Origin of the sequence: Phocaeicola barnesiae DSM 18169 = JCM 13652 (assembly GCF_000374585.1) — a bacterium.
Lineage (GTDB): Bacteria > Bacteroidota > Bacteroidia > Bacteroidales > Bacteroidaceae > Phocaeicola > Phocaeicola barnesiae.
Genome location: NZ_KB894649.1, coordinates 156,320 through 172,165, shown reverse-complemented (window position 1 = coordinate 172,165; position 15,846 = coordinate 156,320). Strand labels below are relative to the sequence as shown.

12 protein-coding genes and 1 pseudogene are annotated in these 15,846 nt (G+C 46.6%); 10 read left to right on the top strand and 3 right to left on the bottom strand.

The window, feature by feature from the left end:
• Positions 1-16: 16 nt before the first annotated feature.
• Genes C510_RS0108875 through C510_RS0108860 form a run of 4 tightly spaced genes read left to right on the top strand, consistent with a single transcriptional unit; the run spans position 17 to position 5,148 of the window.
• Positions 17-1,123, top strand: a complete 1,107-nt coding sequence (locus C510_RS0108875; RefSeq protein ID WP_018710991.1) for an alkaline phosphatase — start codon at positions 17-19, stop codon at positions 1,121-1,123.
• 15 nt (positions 1,124-1,138) lie between these two features.
• On the top strand, positions 1,139-2,743 hold the full coding sequence (locus C510_RS0108870; protein WP_025892386.1) for an MGH1-like glycoside hydrolase domain-containing protein: 1,605 nt from the start codon (positions 1,139-1,141) through the stop codon (positions 2,741-2,743).
• A gap of 48 nt (positions 2,744-2,791) precedes the next feature.
• Positions 2,792-4,183, top strand: a complete 1,392-nt coding sequence (locus C510_RS0108865) for a glycoside hydrolase family 125 protein (RefSeq protein ID WP_018710989.1) — start codon at positions 2,792-2,794, stop codon at positions 4,181-4,183.
• Complete coding sequence (locus C510_RS0108860) at positions 4,180-5,148, top strand: ROK family protein (RefSeq protein WP_018710988.1); 969 nt, start codon at positions 4,180-4,182, stop codon at positions 5,146-5,148. Before C510_RS0108865 ends, C510_RS0108860 begins: the two co-directional genes overlap by 4 nt.
• A 504-nt stretch (positions 5,149-5,652) precedes the next feature.
• Here C510_RS0108860 and C510_RS0108850 read toward each other — a convergent pair.
• From C510_RS0108850 to mscL, 3 genes and pseudogenes are all read right to left on the bottom strand, one after another.
• Positions 5,653-6,177 (bottom strand): annotated as a pseudogene (locus tag C510_RS0108850) (aldo/keto reductase); the annotation flags it as partial.
• 470 nt (positions 6,178-6,647) lie between these two features.
• Entirely contained in the window at positions 6,648-8,357 is a 1,710-nt protein-coding gene (locus C510_RS0108845) for a PNGase F N-terminal domain-containing protein (protein ID WP_018710985.1), read from the bottom strand.
• A 94-nt stretch (positions 8,358-8,451) separates the two neighbouring features.
• The gene (gene mscL, locus C510_RS0108840) at positions 8,452-8,898 is read right to left on the bottom strand and encodes a large-conductance mechanosensitive channel protein MscL (protein WP_018710984.1); all 447 of its coding nucleotides are present in this window, start codon (positions 8,896-8,898) and stop codon (positions 8,452-8,454) included.
• Positions 8,899-9,185: 287 nt separating this feature from the next.
• Here mscL and gap point away from each other — a divergent pair, with 287 nt between their 5' ends.
• From gap to serS, 6 genes are all read left to right on the top strand, one after another.
• A complete protein-coding gene (gap, locus tag C510_RS0108835) occupies positions 9,186-10,196 on the top strand; it encodes a type I glyceraldehyde-3-phosphate dehydrogenase (protein ID WP_018710983.1) in 1,011 nt (336 codons plus the stop codon).
• A gap of 144 nt (positions 10,197-10,340) precedes the next feature.
• The gene (miaA, locus tag C510_RS0108830) at positions 10,341-11,255 is read left to right on the top strand and encodes a tRNA (adenosine(37)-N6)-dimethylallyltransferase MiaA (protein WP_018710982.1); all 915 of its coding nucleotides are present in this window, start codon (positions 10,341-10,343) and stop codon (positions 11,253-11,255) included.
• Between the two features lie 30 nt (positions 11,256-11,285).
• The gene (locus C510_RS0108825) at positions 11,286-12,218 is read left to right on the top strand and encodes a diacylglycerol/lipid kinase family protein (protein WP_018710981.1); all 933 of its coding nucleotides are present in this window, start codon (positions 11,286-11,288) and stop codon (positions 12,216-12,218) included.
• Positions 12,219-12,235: 17 nt separating this feature from the next.
• On the top strand, positions 12,236-13,030 hold the full coding sequence (kdsA, locus tag C510_RS0108820; RefSeq protein WP_026320167.1) for a 3-deoxy-8-phosphooctulonate synthase: 795 nt from the start codon (positions 12,236-12,238) through the stop codon (positions 13,028-13,030).
• Between the two features lie 163 nt (positions 13,031-13,193).
• Positions 13,194-14,408 (top strand): porin, encoded by a 1,215-nt coding sequence (locus C510_RS0108810; protein WP_018710979.1) that lies wholly within the window; start codon positions 13,194-13,196, stop codon positions 14,406-14,408.
• Positions 14,409-14,512: 104 nt separating this feature from the next.
• Complete coding sequence (gene serS / locus C510_RS0108805) at positions 14,513-15,787, top strand: serine--tRNA ligase (RefSeq protein ID WP_018710978.1); 1,275 nt, start codon at positions 14,513-14,515, stop codon at positions 15,785-15,787.
• Positions 15,788-15,846: the final 59 nt, after the last annotated feature.

Below are 15,846 nucleotides of genomic sequence, written 5' to 3'. Positions count from 1 at the left end.
GATTGTCACTTGCATCATGTCAGTGGCAATTGTAGGAAATGGAGTTGCGCAGAACAGTAGAACAGACAAAGTGCAGACTTATGTCATGGAGAATCCTTATCCGGTAGAAAAGATTGTTCCACCGACAGGTACTAAGGTGAAGAACGTGATTCTGATGATTGGAGACGGAATGAGTCTGATGCATGTATATTCGGCATGGACAGCCAATCGGGGGAAATTATATCTGGAAAATTGTGAAGTAACCGGTTTGTCTAAGACCTATTGCGCCAATAAACTGGTGACTGATTCCGGGGCAGGAGGAACGGCCATGGCGATTGGGCAGAAGACCAATTATCACTCAGTTGGAGTCGATGTGAACGGGAATCCTCAGCCTTCTTTGATCAAACTGGCTAAACAGAAAGGCATGTCTGCCGGTGTGGCGGTAACCTGCCGTTTGTGGGATGCGACTCCGGCCGATTTCTGTTGCCATAACACTGACCGCGATAATGAAGATGAAATCATTGCCGATTATGTGAATTGTGAAGCAGACTATGTAGTGGGCGGTGGAGCCAAGAAGTTTGAGAACAGAAAAGACGGACGTAATATTTTCAAGGAACTGGAACAGAAAGGTTATCAGGTAGCCCGTAGTTGGGAGGAGTGCAAGAATCTCAAGTCTGGAAAAATCTTTGCGGTGACCGATTCGGTAGATACCCCGTTGCCGGCTGAAAGAGGAGACCGTCTGGCTCAGTCGTCTTTGAAAGGTATCGAGCTGTTGAACCAGAATCCGAACGGTTTCTTCATGATGATAGAAGGTTCGCAGTTGGATGATTACGGACATTTCAATGATTTGGACCTCCTGATGCAGGAAACTCATGACTTCGACCGTACCGTAGGTAAGATTCTGGAGTGGGCTGCCAAGGACGGTGAGACCCTTGTCGTTGTTACTGCCGACCATGAAACAGGTGGACTTACACTTATCGATGGCGATAAGGATAAAGGGGAAATCAAATGTAAATTCTCTACTACCGGACATTCGGGTGTGATGGTTCCTGTATATGCTTTCGGCCCGGGTGCGGAACTGTTTACCGGTATCTATGAGAATACGGACATTTTCCATAAAATCAAATCTTTGCTTAACCTTTAATGGGGAGAGACCGGCATGAAACGTATTGTATGTTTAACTTTGGGATTGTTGTTGGGAGGTAGCAGTTATGTTTTCTCTCAAGGATGCGGCAATGACAGTATCTATCATTTGCCATACAAGGATACTTATGTAAAGGAACCTCTTGTGGCGGAGAATAATTATCGTATAGCGAAACCTAAATACATGAATCCCGGGACTTTTGAAGAGGCCAGGAATATTCTGCCTTTACCGGTTTGGGACGGCCATCAGGACGAAATCGATATGTACTGGAGGGCATGGGAAATAGCGGTTGGCAATATCAAGAATCCGTTGCCGGGCTCTGGTTTCGTCGCTCCTTATATTGATACGGCTTACAACGGTAACATCTTCATGTGGGATTCATCGTTCATTCTGATGTTTGCCAGATATGGAGCCCGTTTCTTCCCGTTCCAGAATACGTTGGATAATTTCTACGCCAAACAACATCCGGATGGCTTTATCTGTCGGGAGATTAAGGCCGATGGTGCCGACTGTTTTGAACGGTATGACCCCGTGAGTACTGGTCCGAACCTGATTCCCTGGTGTGAAATGGTCTATTATCACCAGTTTGGTGATGTGGAACGGTTGCATAAGATTTTCCCGGTTCTTTGTGCTTATTATAAGTGGCTTCGGTTGAACAGAACCTGGAGAAACGGAACATATTGGTCCAGCGGCTGGGGAACTGGTATGGATAATATGCCTCGGGTAGAATCCAAATACAATCCGATCTACAGCCATGGTCACATGATTTGGTTGGATACCAACCTCCAACAGCTGTTCACGGCGAACCTGCTGCTTGAAATGGGATTCTATCTGGAAAGATGGCAGGAGATAGAAGAATTGGAAGATGAAATACAGGTTCTCAAGAAATACATCAGCGAGAATTTGTGGGATGAAAAGACCGGCTTTCTGTATGACCAGTATGCGGACGGCTCATTGAGTAAGACTAAAGGCATCGGAGCCTATTGGGCACTTTTCTCGGATGTCCTGAATGAGGAGCAGATGAAACGGATGATAGGTCAGCTGGAGAATCCGGAGACTTTCAAACGTCCTTTCATGATACCTTCTTTGTCGGCTGATAATCCACGCTACAAAGCTAACGGTCGATATTGGCAGGGAGGCATCTGGCCCGGAACCAATTACATGGTCATGACCGGACTGGTGAAGAATGGCTATCGTGAACTGGCCCGGAAGATAGCTTTGAGTCATTATGACCAGGTCTTTCAGGTTTATAAGAAGACGGGTACTTTCTGGGAGTATTATGCTCCGGAATTGGCCGAACCGGGATTTATGGCCCGTAAGGAGTTTATCGGTTGGACCGGACTTGCGCCTATTGCTGAACTGATAGAATACATCATCGGTATCAGAGGCGATTATACAGAAGGTAAGGTGGTATGGGACATGAATCTGACCGAAGAGAACGGAATTGACAGGTATCCTTTCGGACCGGACGGGTTGGTTTCCTTCAGGGCGAAGAGCAGACGTTCCGCATCAGACAAACCGCAAGTGACCGTAGAATCGAATGTACCTTTTGAACTGACCATCCTTTATGGAGATAAGGAGATGACGGTACAGGTCAAGGAAGGAAAGAATAATTTTTAAAGGAAAGGGTGAACGATGATAAGCAATAAGTTTTTAGGCGTTTCGGCAATGGCTCTGTTGCTGGCATGTTCGGGATATACGGAGACCTATGCACAGACTTCTTATGAGTCCAAACGTCCCGAAATAGCAAAGCGTAACTTCAGCTCAGAAGCTGTAGAGAAAATGATTGTAGAAGTAAGGGATGCCATCAGTGACCCCAAGCTGAGGTGGATGTTTGAAAATTGTTTCCCGAATACGTTGGATACGACGGTGGAGTTTCGTATGAAGGGGGATAAACCGGACACGTTTGTCATTACCGGCGATATCCATGCCATGTGGCTGCGGGATTCTTCGGCCCAGGTATGGCCTTATCTGCAATTGCTGAAAGAGGACAAGAATCTTCAGAATCTGGTTATCGGCCTGATTAACAGGCAGGCCCAGTGTATTCTGATTGACCCGTATGCCAATGCTTTCAATGACGGACCTTTGGGGAGTTATTGGGAAACCGACAATACACAGCACATGGTGAAGGAACTGCATGAACGGAAATGGGAAATCGACTCGTTGTGTTATCCCATCCGTGTGGCCTATCATTATTGGCTGATTACGGGTGACAGCTCCGTCTTCGATGCTGTATGGCACGATGCCATGAAACTGGTGGTACAGACCTTCAAGGAACAACAGCGGAAAGATGGATTGGGTCCTTACAGCTTTACCAGGGATTGTGACCGGCCGACGGATTCACAGATTAACGGCGGATTCGGAGCACCGGTAAAGCCGGTAGGACTGATTTATTCAGCTTTCCGTCCTTCGGATGATGCTACCCAGTACGGATTCCTGATACCTTCGAACATGTTTGCGGTTGTTTCGCTCAGACAATTGGCCGAAATCGAAACCAAGGTTTATGGGAACAAGGAGTTTGCGCAGGAGTGCCTGCAACTGGCAGACGAGGTGGATGAGGCTATCAAGAAATATGGTGTGGTAAATCATCCGGTAGCCGGAAGGATTTATGCATTCGAGGTGGATGGTTACGGTAACAGCCTCTGTATGGACGATGCCAATGTCCCCAGTCTGTTGGGAGCACCTTATCTGGGCTATTGTTCACAGGACGACTCGTTATACCTGAATACCCGTAAATTCATTTGGAGCGATAATAATCCGTATTTCTTCAAAGGAAAGGCTGGCGAAGGGGTAGGGGGCCCTCATGTAGGACTGGATTACGCCTGGCCGATGAGCATCATCATGAAGGCTCTTACATCGACCGATAAGGAGGAAATCAGGCGTTGTGTTACGTTGCTGAAGAATACCGATGCAGATACAGGTTTCATGCATGAATCCTTCCATGTGGATGACCCGACTAAATTTACCCGTTCGTGGTTCGCCTGGACGAATACGCTGTTCGGTGAACTGATAGTGAAAATCTACAAGGAACATCCGGATATCTTAAAATCTGCATTATGAGCAAGAAATATGTATTGGCTTTAGACCTTGGCGGAACAAATTCTGTATTGGGTATCGTCGACCGGGAGGGAAAGGTACTTGCAACTTCTTCGTTCAAGACGCAGGCATACCCGGTTCTGGAAGATTATGTCTCTACCTGTGCCTCGGAAGCCGAAAAACTGATTTCGACTTACGGTTGTGAACATGAAATCCATGCTTTCGGTATAGGGGCTCCCGATGTCAACTATTGGAAGCGGACCATTGAGAACGCGACGAATCTTCCGTGGAAAGGGGTTGTCCCGTTGACCGATTTGCTGGAGCAGAAGATGCATCTGCCGGTCAGGATAACGAACGATGCCAAAGCGGCCGCTTTGGGCGAAATGTTGTTCGGGGCTGCCAAAGGTATGAAGGATTTCATGATGATAACCCTGGGGACCGGAGTCGGTAGTGGTATTGTAGTGAACGGCAAACTGGTCTATGGTAAGAATAGTTTTGCCGGTGAACTCGGTCATTCAACAATCCGTCCGGAGAATGGAAGAGCGTGTCCGTGTGGTAGAAAGGGATGTCTGGAGGCATATTGTTCGGCTACTGGCGTGGCCCGTACGGCTGTTGAGTTCTTGGAGAAAGATGATGCTCCCAGTTTACTCAGGTCGATGGCTGTCGATGAAATAACTTCGAAAGATGTTTATGAGGCAGCTGTCAAGGGTGACCGGATAGCCAACGAGGTTTTCCGGTTTACCGGGAAATTGTTGGGCGAAAGTCTGGCCAATTTTGCCACGTTCTCAGACCCGGAGGCCTTTATTCTGTTTGGCGGGTTGACAAAAGCCGGCGACTTGCTGATGAATCCGCTGAAAGAGACTTATGATAAAGAGGTATTCGAAAATTATAGAGGAACGGCTCGGATTCTGGTCTCGGCTTTAAAAGATGCGGAGGCGGCTATCTTGGGAGCTGCTGCATTGGCCTGGCTGGATGCATCCGGTAGCTGATGCAACTGCTGCATATAGGTACAATAAAACAATAGCGGCTGCTACTATCGGGCTGATAGTAACAACCGCTATTGTTATATGTATAGAGCTAATGCCTGTAGCATCGTAGAATGCCTGCTTAAAACGAACGGACGAATGACTCGAAACGAACGGACGTTTGACTTAAAACGAACGGACGTTTGATTCAAAACGAACGGACATTTGACTTAAAACGAACGGACGAATGACTCGAAATGAACGGACGGACCGGAAAAAACACTGGCATACAAATGTTTGAAAAGGGAGAATCCGTATTTTCGTAACTGATGACCATTTGCTGATGCAAGTACTCCTGATTCTGAAAAGAAGATAGTCCATATCATTGGGTTGGTGACCTGCTGCATGGATTCCCTCTTGAAAATCACATCAAGGATTATTCTTTTTTCGATTACCGCGTGAACGAGGCTCTGCACATGACCGACGAGGAACACGATATCCTTGTTTTTCTGATGCGTCAGATTAGGGAGTCAGCCGTACGGAGGCCGCGCCGAGAAAGTCATCCAGGTGGTCGGGATTGGTTGTTCCGGGTATCGGAGCAATCCACGGCTTGCGCGAGAGCATCCATATCAGGGCGAACTGTGCCAGAGTCACGCCTTTGCGTTTTGCCCATTTCTTTACGAGATAGACCAGTGGCATATTGTGCTTCAACGCTTCTGGTTGGAACTGCGGCAGGTTGTAAGGGCGGTCGCCCTTTGGAAATCGGCTGCTTTCGTCGATGGTTCCGGTAAGGAATGCACGCTCCAGTGGGCAATAAGGCACAAAGCCGATGCCCAGTTCCTGAAGCGTGGGGAATATCTTGGTTTCCGGCTCACGCCACCAGATGGCATATTCGCTCTGCACTGCCGAAAGCGGACATACGGAGTGTGCCCGGCAGATGGAACCGGCACTTGCCTCTGATAATCCCCAATGTAATACTTTCCCTTCTTGCATCAGGCCTTTTACTACGCCTGCCACACCTTCCATCGGTACGTTCGGGTCTACCCGGTGCTCAGGCATTGTAGAGGCAAGGACCTGTCCTATGCCCGTCATTGTTCCGGCTATCGCCAGCGCGTAGCCGGTCGCTTGTTTTAGAAAATTTCTTCGGTCTATAATCTTCTGATTTTATTCTCTATACAAAAGTAGTGTGGAACAGGCAAAATATCCGTAACGATAAACCGGAGGTATGTACCCGTTTTACTGAAAGTGGAATTTTTCCGTTACAGACCGGTCAGTACCGATCGGTAAACATGTTGTTCATGCCTTCGGCAAAAGGCGTCCATGCTTGTGGCACAATGCTATACTCGCGCAAAATGGCAAGTTCATCATCTCCCTGGTCGGATATTATGTGTAGTGGGTTAGGACTGGTGGTTTGTAGAATGCTTGTTTTTTCTTCTGGCTTCTTCGTCCTGCGGAAGCGTAAATAAACAAAAATCCCAGGTCTCTTTGGCAGGCCTGGGACTTTTGCTTGGATGAAGGACGAATCAATAAATCAAAGTACCGGAGATACACCAGTAGCTGTTACTGCCTCCTTCAGGAGCTCCTTGAGGAATCTGAACGGTGATGGTGTGGGTACCTGCCTCCAAATCGCCCAAGTAGATGTATTCCGGATTGGTGACCGTTCCCGGACACCAGTTGGAGCGGCTTAAATCGGAAGAACTCAGGCCGTTTGAGAAGTTGCCTGAGCAGGGATTCCAGTTGCGGTAAGTGCCGCAATCGTCACGCCACGGGATGAAGGTAATCACTTTCTGGCCGTCCAGATAGATGGTATTCGGTTTCTGGTTGAATTCGTCACCGTTTCCCCAGCCACCGTGTCCGGTAGTGAAATAGTAGAGCTTGGCATCCTTTACCGGTTCTTTCAGGGTGAAGGTCGCTTTCAGGGAATCCTTCAGCATGAAGATGGGGTAGGGCTGTCCGGCCTGTTCCATGTAGTTTACGGTATTGAACAGTGGTATGGATTTGTATATCCGATGTTCATCGTCCGGATAGTATTTCAGTTTCAGGGACAGGCGGTGTCCTTTGGCATCCCAGTTACCGATATAGGCTCCAATCCAGGCTTCACCTTGCAGATGCTCTACAAGCGGGGTTACTTCACTCTTGTATAATACAGAGTCTACCCAATCCTGACCCATTACTTTGTTGTGGTTGTAGCTGCGGACACCGAATCCGGTGAAGAACCGCATGAGTTCTATCGGGGTGTCGTACGTTTCGGTTGCTACCAGCCCGTGATAGTCTGTGCTGTCTGAACGGAAGGACGGAACGCTGTTCAGGTTGCGCAAGGCGTCGAGGAACGATTGTTTCTTGTCGGTCGGTATCAGAAAGACTGAACCTGTACGGTCGTAAGCGTCGCCATCGGAATATTGGGATACTTCGACGAATACGGTACGGTTCGCTACATATTCAGGAAGCTTTACCTTCTTCAGGATGACGGTTCCTCCGGCGGCACTGTAGCATTCATTGTCATTCAGTTGGTCCGGGAGCTTGGCACCGTTGAAGCAGATGGTCTGCTCGTTGAATACCGGAATGGTGATTACCCCGCTTTGATTGAGGGTATACTGGTAATCGGCGTTGTCCATCACATTTCCCCAAGAGGTGGGCAGGAGGGAAGTGCCCGTTTCCTTTTCCGGATTGATGCTGATGGCTTCCTGTACGGTGTCACCGTTTCGGACTACTTTCAGCACGAGTCCGTCAGGAACGCCTACATTGGCCTGTGGGGTTCCGCGGAACGGAATGTCGGTGGTGTACCATACCTGGATGGTGTTCGAGTTGATAATGGTCTGTAGAATCTTGCAGTCCAATCCCAGCACTTTGTCGGTTCCTACTTCTTTGAAGCCCTTTCCGTATTCAAATGGAGTAGCCGCCGAAATGATTCTTCCGTCAGGAAGTTCGGCCCGTTTATACGATTTGCAGGCCTCGTAGTCGATGTAATTGGTGATTACCGGAGCCTTGTCCTGTTCGCGAATCTCTTCAGCCGGTTTTCCTTCCGGTTTCAGGGAGGTCAGAATCACTTCGTCTCCTATTACTTTCATCAATACCTGTCCGGGAGCTACTTTCCCCTTGTAACTGGATTGGTAGGTCACTTCAATTCCGGGCGCATTCTTTACTTTTTTCCGGATGTTCTCAGCTTCTGCCGTTGTGACGGTCAACAGGCAGCAGACCATCAGGCAGCACGATTTTACGTTCAGATGCTTCATGGATTAAGGTTTTATGATTTGTCAAATACACATGTGATTCAGTTGAGTGTATCGTGTATACCTTATAATATACACGATACGGTTGGATGAGTCTTTATTTCTGTTCGTTCATCTTTTTCAGCAGGTCACGGATTTCCGTCAGCAGTACCTGGTCTTTGGTAGGTGCGGGCGGAGGCGTAGGAGCAGCCTGTGCCTCTTCTTTCTTCTTGTTCATCAGTCGGGTCATGACACGGATGAACAGGAAGATGGAAAAGGCGATGATCAGAAAGTCGAATATATTCTGAAGGAAATTGCCGTAGTTTAAGGTAACGGCAGCTATCTCTTCTCCATTTTCTACAACAGCCGGTTTCAGGACGAGTTTCAAGTCCTTGAAGTTGACTCCACCAATCAGTAGTCCCAACGGTGGCATGATGATATCATTGACGACAGAACTCACGATTTTTCCGAATGCGCCGCCGATGATTACACCGACTGCCATGTCTACTACATTGCCTTTCATGGCAAACGCTTTAAAGTCCTGGAGGAATTTGCTCTTTTTCATTGTTTCATTGTTTCATTGTTTTCTTTCTTGTTTTTTCTAGGGTAAAAGTAATGTTTTTTTCGATGTCATGTGTATTTACAAGGTAAAAACATACTTACAAAGAAAAAGGATTGGACGCAGATGATTTTTTTCTTAATTTTAATACTTTTAATGAGCGGAATTCAAAAGAAATAGTTATTTTTGCATCGCAATAGGAAAGATAGGGAAAGCGATGAGCTATAATTCCTTGGTATGAAAATTGCTAGTGTTTATAAATTTTATTATAAAACCTTTAAATTTTAAACAAAATGATTAAAGTAGGTATTAATGGCTTCGGTCGTATCGGCCGTTTTGTATTCCGTGCTGCTCAGAACAGAAGTGATATTCAGATTGTAGGTATCAACGACTTGTGCCCGGTTGATTACTTGGCTTACATGTTGAAATACGATACAATGCACGGAAAATTCAACGGTACTATCGAAGCTGACGTAGAAAACAGCAAGTTGATCGTTAACGGTAAAGAAATCCGTGTAACTGCATGCAAAGATCCGAAAGAATTGGCATGGGATGCAGTAGGTGCTGAATACGTAGTAGAATCTACTGGTCTGTTCTTGACTAAGGAAAAAGCTCAGGCTCACATCGAAGCTGGTGCTAAATATGTTGTAATGTCAGCTCCTTCTAAGGATGACACTCCGATGTTCGTTTGCGGTGTTAACGAAAAGACTTACGTTAAGGGTACTCAGTTCGTTTCTAACGCTTCTTGTACTACTAACTGTTTGGCTCCTATCGCTAAGGTTTTGAACGACAAATGGGGTATCACAGATGGTTTGATGACTACAGTTCACTCAACTACTGCTACTCAGAAGACTGTTGACGGTCCTTCTATGAAAGACTGGAGAGGTGGTCGTGCTGCTTCTGGTAACATCATCCCGTCATCTACTGGTGCTGCTAAGGCTGTAGGTAAAGTTATCCCTGCTTTGAACGGTAAATTGACTGGTATGTCTATGCGTGTTCCGACTTTGGACGTATCTGTAGTTGACTTGACTGTTAACTTGGCTAAACCGGCTACATATACTGAAATCTGCGCTGCAATGAAGGAAGCTTCTGAAGGCGAATTGAAGGGTATCCTGGGTTACACTGAAGATGCAGTTGTTTCTTCTGACTTCTTGGGTGACACTCACACTTCTATCTTCGATGCAAAAGCTGGTATCGCTTTGACTGATACTTTCGTTAAAGTTGTTTCTTGGTATGACAACGAAATCGGTTACTCTAACAAAGTATTGGATCTGATCGCTCACATGGCTTCTGTAAACTGCTAATCAGTATTAGAAACTATATGAATGGAAAAGGGCAGGCTTTCGGGCTTGCCCTTTTTTTGCTTCTTTTCTTATAATTTTGCTCACTTGTCCGGCCTGTGTGCAGAAAAAAGCCTATATTTGTAGATAGAAACAATAAGCTGACTTATGAATTATGATCTTATAACCATTCTGGGCCCTACGGCATCGGGTAAGACACCGCTGGCGGCGGCATTGGCTGCACGGCTACGGACAGAAATTATCAGTGGAGACAGCCGTCAGGTCTATTGTCGGATGGACTTGGGAACGGGAAAAGATCTGGCTGATTATGTGGTGGACGGACACCGTATTCCGTATCACCTGATTGATATTGTACCTCCCGGTTATAAATATAATGTGTTCGAATTCCAACGGGATTTTCTGGCAGCATACGATTCTATCCGAAATCGGGGGATGCTCCCGATTCTGTGTGGTGGTACAGGCATGTACCTGGAATCTGTGCTGAAGGGATATAAGCTGTTGCTGGTCCCCGAGAATCCGGAGCTGAGAAAACGGTTGGGCGATAAATCCTTGTCGGAACTGACGGAAATTCTGTCTACCTACAAGCAATTGCATAACTCCACCGATGTGGATACGGTAAAACGTGCTATCCGTGCCATCGAAATCGAAGAATATTACCTGCAGCAACCGGTCGATGCCCGTTCCTTTCCCGAGCTGAACAGCTTGATTATCGGTGTGGATATTGACAGGGAATTGCGTAGAGAGAAAATTTCGCGCAGGCTCCGTCAGCGTCTGGATGAGGGAATGGTGGACGAGGTACGTGCGTTGCTGGATAGTGGCATTGTACCTGAGGATTTGATATATTACGGATTGGAGTATAAGTACCTGACCTTGTATGTGACAGGTGCAATGACCTATGAAGAAATGTTCCGTCAGCTGGAAATAGCTATCCATCAGTTTGCCAAACGGCAGATGACATGGTTCAGAGGGATGGAACGCAGAGGCTTTACGATTCATTGGATTGATGCTACCCGCCCGATGGAAGACAAGGTGGCCGAAATCATACAGCTTTTGAACAGATAACTTAAGTCGCATTACATTAATGACTAGATTATGGCGGTAGAACCAAACAGATGGGGAATCATCTATAACCCCAAAGCCGGAAGCAAAAAAGCTCAGAAACGCTGGGTGGCTATTCGTGATTACATGGATAGCCGGAATGTCCAGTTTGATTATGTCCAGTCGGAAGGGTTCGGGTCTGTAGAAAGACTGGCCAGGACATTGGCTAACAACGGATATAGGACCATTGTGATTGTGGGAGGTGACGGAGCTATCAACGATGCGGTCAATGGAATCATGACTTCGGATGTACCCGATAAGGGTGAGATTGCTTTCGGCATTATCCCGAATGGTATCGGCAATGATTTTGCCAAATTCTGGGGACTGGACTCCGATGATTATAAAGGTGCGGTAGATGTCATTATCAATCGTCGTTTACGGAAGGTAGATGTAGGAGTCTTCAGTTATTTTGATGGCGATAAGCATGAAGTCCGTTATTTCCTCAATGCCGTATATATGGGCCTGGGAGCTCGTATTGTCCTGATTACCAATGAGACGAAACGTTTCTGGGGTATTCCGCTCATTTCGTATCTGTCTTCCTTGTTTTTGGTGGCATTCGAACGTAAACAACATCGGATGCATCTGAAAGTAAACGATGAACATATTCGGGGAAGAATCATGGCGGTAGCTATCGGTAGTGCAAGAGGATATGGATTGACCCCGAGCGCTGTCCCGTATAACGGATGGCTTGATGTTTCGGTGATTTATCGTCCGGAATTGCGTCAACTGGTTTCCGGTCTGTGGATGCTTCAGCAAGGACGAATTCTGAACCATAAGACGGTGAAACCGTACCGTACCCGTTGTGTGAAGATTTTACGGGCACAGAATGCCGAGGTCAGCCTGGACGGACGTCTCTGGTTGGACCGCCATTTCCCGATAGAGGTGACTGTCGCCCCCGAAGCAATCACATTGATTATTCCTAATTAACAGATATGATACAGACTATAGCTGATTTGAAGAACAGTGAGAATTTTTTCCTGTTGGCAGGTCCTTGCGTGATTGAAGGCGAGGAGATGGCGTTGCGGATTGCCGAACGGATAGTAGAGATAACCGATCGTCTACACATCCCTTATGTGTTTAAAGGGTCGTATCGGAAAGCTAACCGCTCACGCCTGGATTCGTTTACAGGGATAGGAGACGAGAAGGCTTTGAAGGTATTGGCCAAGGTACGTGAGACGTTCGGTGTTCCTGTGGTTACAGATATACATGCCGCCGAAGAAGCTGCGATGGCTGCCGAATATGTAGACATACTGCAGATACCTGCTTTCTTGTGCCGGCAAACGGATTTGTTGGTGGCGGCCGCCAAGACGGGTAAGATCGTGAATATCAAGAAAGGACAGTTCCTTTCACCGGGGGCTATGCGTTTTGCGGCCGATAAGGTAGTGGAAGCCGGAAACAGTCAGGTGATGTTGACAGAACGGGGTACTACTTTCGGGTATCAGGACTTGATTGTCGATTACCGGGGTATTCCGGAAATGCAGTCGTTCGGTCATCCGGTGATATTGGATGTGACCCATTCGTTGCAGCAACCCAACCAGACTTCGGGAGTTACCGGAGGTATGCCTCAGTTGATAGAAACTGTGGCAAAAGCAGGTGTTGCTGTCGGTGTAGACGGTCTGTTCATGGAAACACATGAGAATCCTGCGGTAGCAAAGAGTGACGGAGCAAACATGTTGAAACTGGATTTACTGGAAGATTTGTTGGTGAAACTGGTCCGTATCCGTCAGGCTCTAAAATAAATAATTATAATAGGTAGGAAATTTCCCTGCTTCGATGAGGCAGGTGAATTTCCTTCCATCACCTTCCGAAACTGCATTGAATTTTCTTAAGTAAAAATCTTTTCTGAAATTTTGTGGCTCTTTTCAGGAGCATCTTTTCCTTCATTTTATTTTTTTTGAACGCATGGGTAGACTGGTAGTTTCTTTCCGACAGAAGGCTGTAATGGTCTTGAGTATGTTGTTGTCTGTTATAGCGATGGGTGTACAGGCTCAGAATGAGGCTTTGATTTCTCCGGAAGAATCAGAGACTTTGCTTGAAAAAGTCACTGGTAAAGAAAGGGAAATAGACTGGGCACACATGAATGTACAGTTTGCTACTTCGGCAAATGTGGAGTTTCTGAATAAGGAATTCAGTGAAGCCGCATTCAAGGTGAACCGTGTCCGTCTGGAGGTCTTAGGCTCATTCAGCAAGAAATTCTCCTATCATTTCCGTCAGATTCTGAATGTACATTCCACCCCTGGATATTCTTTGGACAATTTGTCCGGTTCGGTGGAACTGGCCAATGTGGGGTGGACGCTGAACGACAGGTTGCAGTTGACAGCCGGCAAGCAGGCCGTACAGTTCAGTGGCTATGAATGTTGGGTAAATGCCATCAAAGTCCGTTATTACTCGGATTTTAATAATTATCTACCTTGTTACCAGGTCGGTGTGAATCTGGCGTATAAGCTTCATCCTGACCATGAATTAAACTTTCAGGTAGTCAACAACCGTAACGGTTCGAATGATGAACTGTTCAGTTACGGCCTTCCGGCTGGAGTGGAGGAGTCTAAGATTCCGTTGTTGGGCACCGTAAGTTGGGACGGCTATTTCATCGACCGGGCCATGCAGTTGCGTTATTCCCTGTCATACGGACAGTTGGCCCGTAACCGGAATGTGTTTTATTTTACATGTGGAAACGTGTGGGACAGGAAGCCTTTTCTGGGATATATCGATTTCATGTACTCCCGTGAAGGACTGGATTCCAAAGGGCTGATCAGTCAACTGACTGCGGCAGGTGGAAACGAAGGGCGTACTGTCAAGAATGTAGATTATTTTACGACTATCGGCAACCTGGACTATCGGGTCAGCCCGCATTGGAATTTATATGTAAAAGGAGTATACGAGCTGGGTAACGTATTCAAATCGGAAGATGACATTCCGGCAGGTAATTACCGGCGGACATGGAATGCCCAGCTTTGTGCCGAGTTCTTTCCCATGGAAGAAAGCGGTCTGCTGTTGTATCTGCATTTTCTCCATAAATACACACATCTTACAGAGCGTGCCTGCAGATGGGGAGCAGAAAGCTTTAGTGAGCAGCGTATTTCCTTGGGACTTGTCTATACTTTACCGGTTTTCTGATTTCAAATTGATTTATATCGTGGAATCCTTGGTATATATATCAATAAAAAACTATATCTTTGTGGCACGTAACCTAATAACGAAGTTTAAAAGGAACAAGAAATATGCTTACTATCAAACAAATTACAGAAGATACCGATAAGGTAATCAAAGGATTGGAGAAGAAGCACTTCGCTCATGCCAAGGAAACAATAGCACAAGTGCTTGAACTGAACGACAAAAGACGTAATGCACAGAATCAATTAGATAGAAACCTGGCCGAGGTCAATGCTACATCGAAGGCTATCGGAGCTTTGATGAAGGAAGGAAAGAAAGATGAAGCAGAAGCGGCTAAGGCTCGTGTAGCTGAAATAAAGGAAGCCAGCAAAGGGTTGCAGGCTGAAATGGACAAGGCTGCCGAAGATTTGCAGAACCTGCTGTATACGATTCCGAATGTTCCTTACGATGAAGTTCCCGAAGGAGCTACAGCCGAAGATAACCTGGTTGTAAAGATGGGAGGTACAGAAACTGAACTTCCGAAAGATGCGCTGCCTCACTGGGAACTGGCTAAAAAATATAACCTGATTGATTTCGATCTGGGTGTGAAGATTACAGGAGCAGGTTTCCCGGTCTATCGTGGTAAAGGTGCCCGTCTGCAACGCGCCTTGATTAATTTCTTCCTCGATGAAGCACGTCAGTCCGGTTATGAGGAAGTCATGCCTCCTACTGTTGTAAATGCCGCTTCAGGTTACGGTACAGGTCAGCTGCCGGATAAGGAAGGACAGATGTACCACTGCAACGTAGACGATCTGTATCTGATTCCTACAGCAGAAGTACCTGTGACAAACATCTACCGTGATGTAATCCTGGATGAAAAACAGTTGCCGATCAAGAACTGTGCCTATACTGAATGTTTCCGTCGTGAAGCCGGTTCATACGGTAAGGATGTACGTGGTCTGAACCGTCTGCATGAGTTCTCAAAAGTAGAATTGGTGCGTATCGACAAGCCGGAACATTCCAAGCAGTCTCATCAGGAAATGCTGGACCATGTAGAAGGACTTCTGAAGAAATTGGAACTTCCATACCGTATCCTGCGTCTGTGCGGTGGTGACATGAGTTTTACCGCAGCTATCTGTTACGACTTCGAGGTTTATTCAGAAGCTCAGAAACGTTGGTTGGAAGTCAGCTCAGTATCAAATTTTGGTACGTATCAGGCCAATCGTTTGAAATGTCGTTACCGTTCGGCAGATAAGAAGACAGAACTTTGTCATACATTGAACGGATCAGCGTTGGCTCTTCCACGTATCGTTGCGGCTTTGCTGGAGAACAACCAGACACCGGAAGGTATCCGTATCCCGAAGGCACTCGTGCCATACTGTGGATTCGATATGATTGATTGATCAGAACTTCCTGAAATATTAGATAAAGGGGCTATTCGGATTTTGCTGGATAGCCTTTT

Bases quoted from the DNA above. Each gene is read 5' to 3' on its own strand.
- serS (WP_018710978.1), top strand. From the start codon at position 14,513: ATGCTTACTATCAAACAAATTACAGAAGATACCGATAAGGTAATCAAA.
- C510_RS0108810 (WP_018710979.1), top strand. From the start codon at position 13,194: ATGGGTAGACTGGTAGTTTCTTTCCGACAGAAGGCTGTAATGGTCTTG.
- mscL (WP_018710984.1), bottom strand. From the start codon at position 8,898: ATGAAAAAGAGCAAATTCCTCCAGGACTTTAAAGCGTTTGCCATGAAA.
- C510_RS0108860 (WP_018710988.1), top strand. From the start codon at position 4,180: ATGAGCAAGAAATATGTATTGGCTTTAGACCTTGGCGGAACAAATTCT.
- C510_RS0108870 (WP_025892386.1), top strand. From the start codon at position 1,139: ATGAAACGTATTGTATGTTTAACTTTGGGATTGTTGTTGGGAGGTAGC.
- miaA (WP_018710982.1), top strand. From the start codon at position 10,341: ATGAATTATGATCTTATAACCATTCTGGGCCCTACGGCATCGGGTAAG.
- C510_RS0108875 (WP_018710991.1), top strand. From the start codon at position 17: ATGTCAGTGGCAATTGTAGGAAATGGAGTTGCGCAGAACAGTAGAACA.
- gap (WP_018710983.1), top strand. From the start codon at position 9,186: ATGATTAAAGTAGGTATTAATGGCTTCGGTCGTATCGGCCGTTTTGTA.
- C510_RS0108825 (WP_018710981.1), top strand. From the start codon at position 11,286: ATGGCGGTAGAACCAAACAGATGGGGAATCATCTATAACCCCAAAGCC.
- C510_RS0108865 (WP_018710989.1), top strand. From the start codon at position 2,792: ATGGCTCTGTTGCTGGCATGTTCGGGATATACGGAGACCTATGCACAG.
- C510_RS0108845 (WP_018710985.1), bottom strand. From the start codon at position 8,357: ATGAAGCATCTGAACGTAAAATCGTGCTGCCTGATGGTCTGCTGCCTG.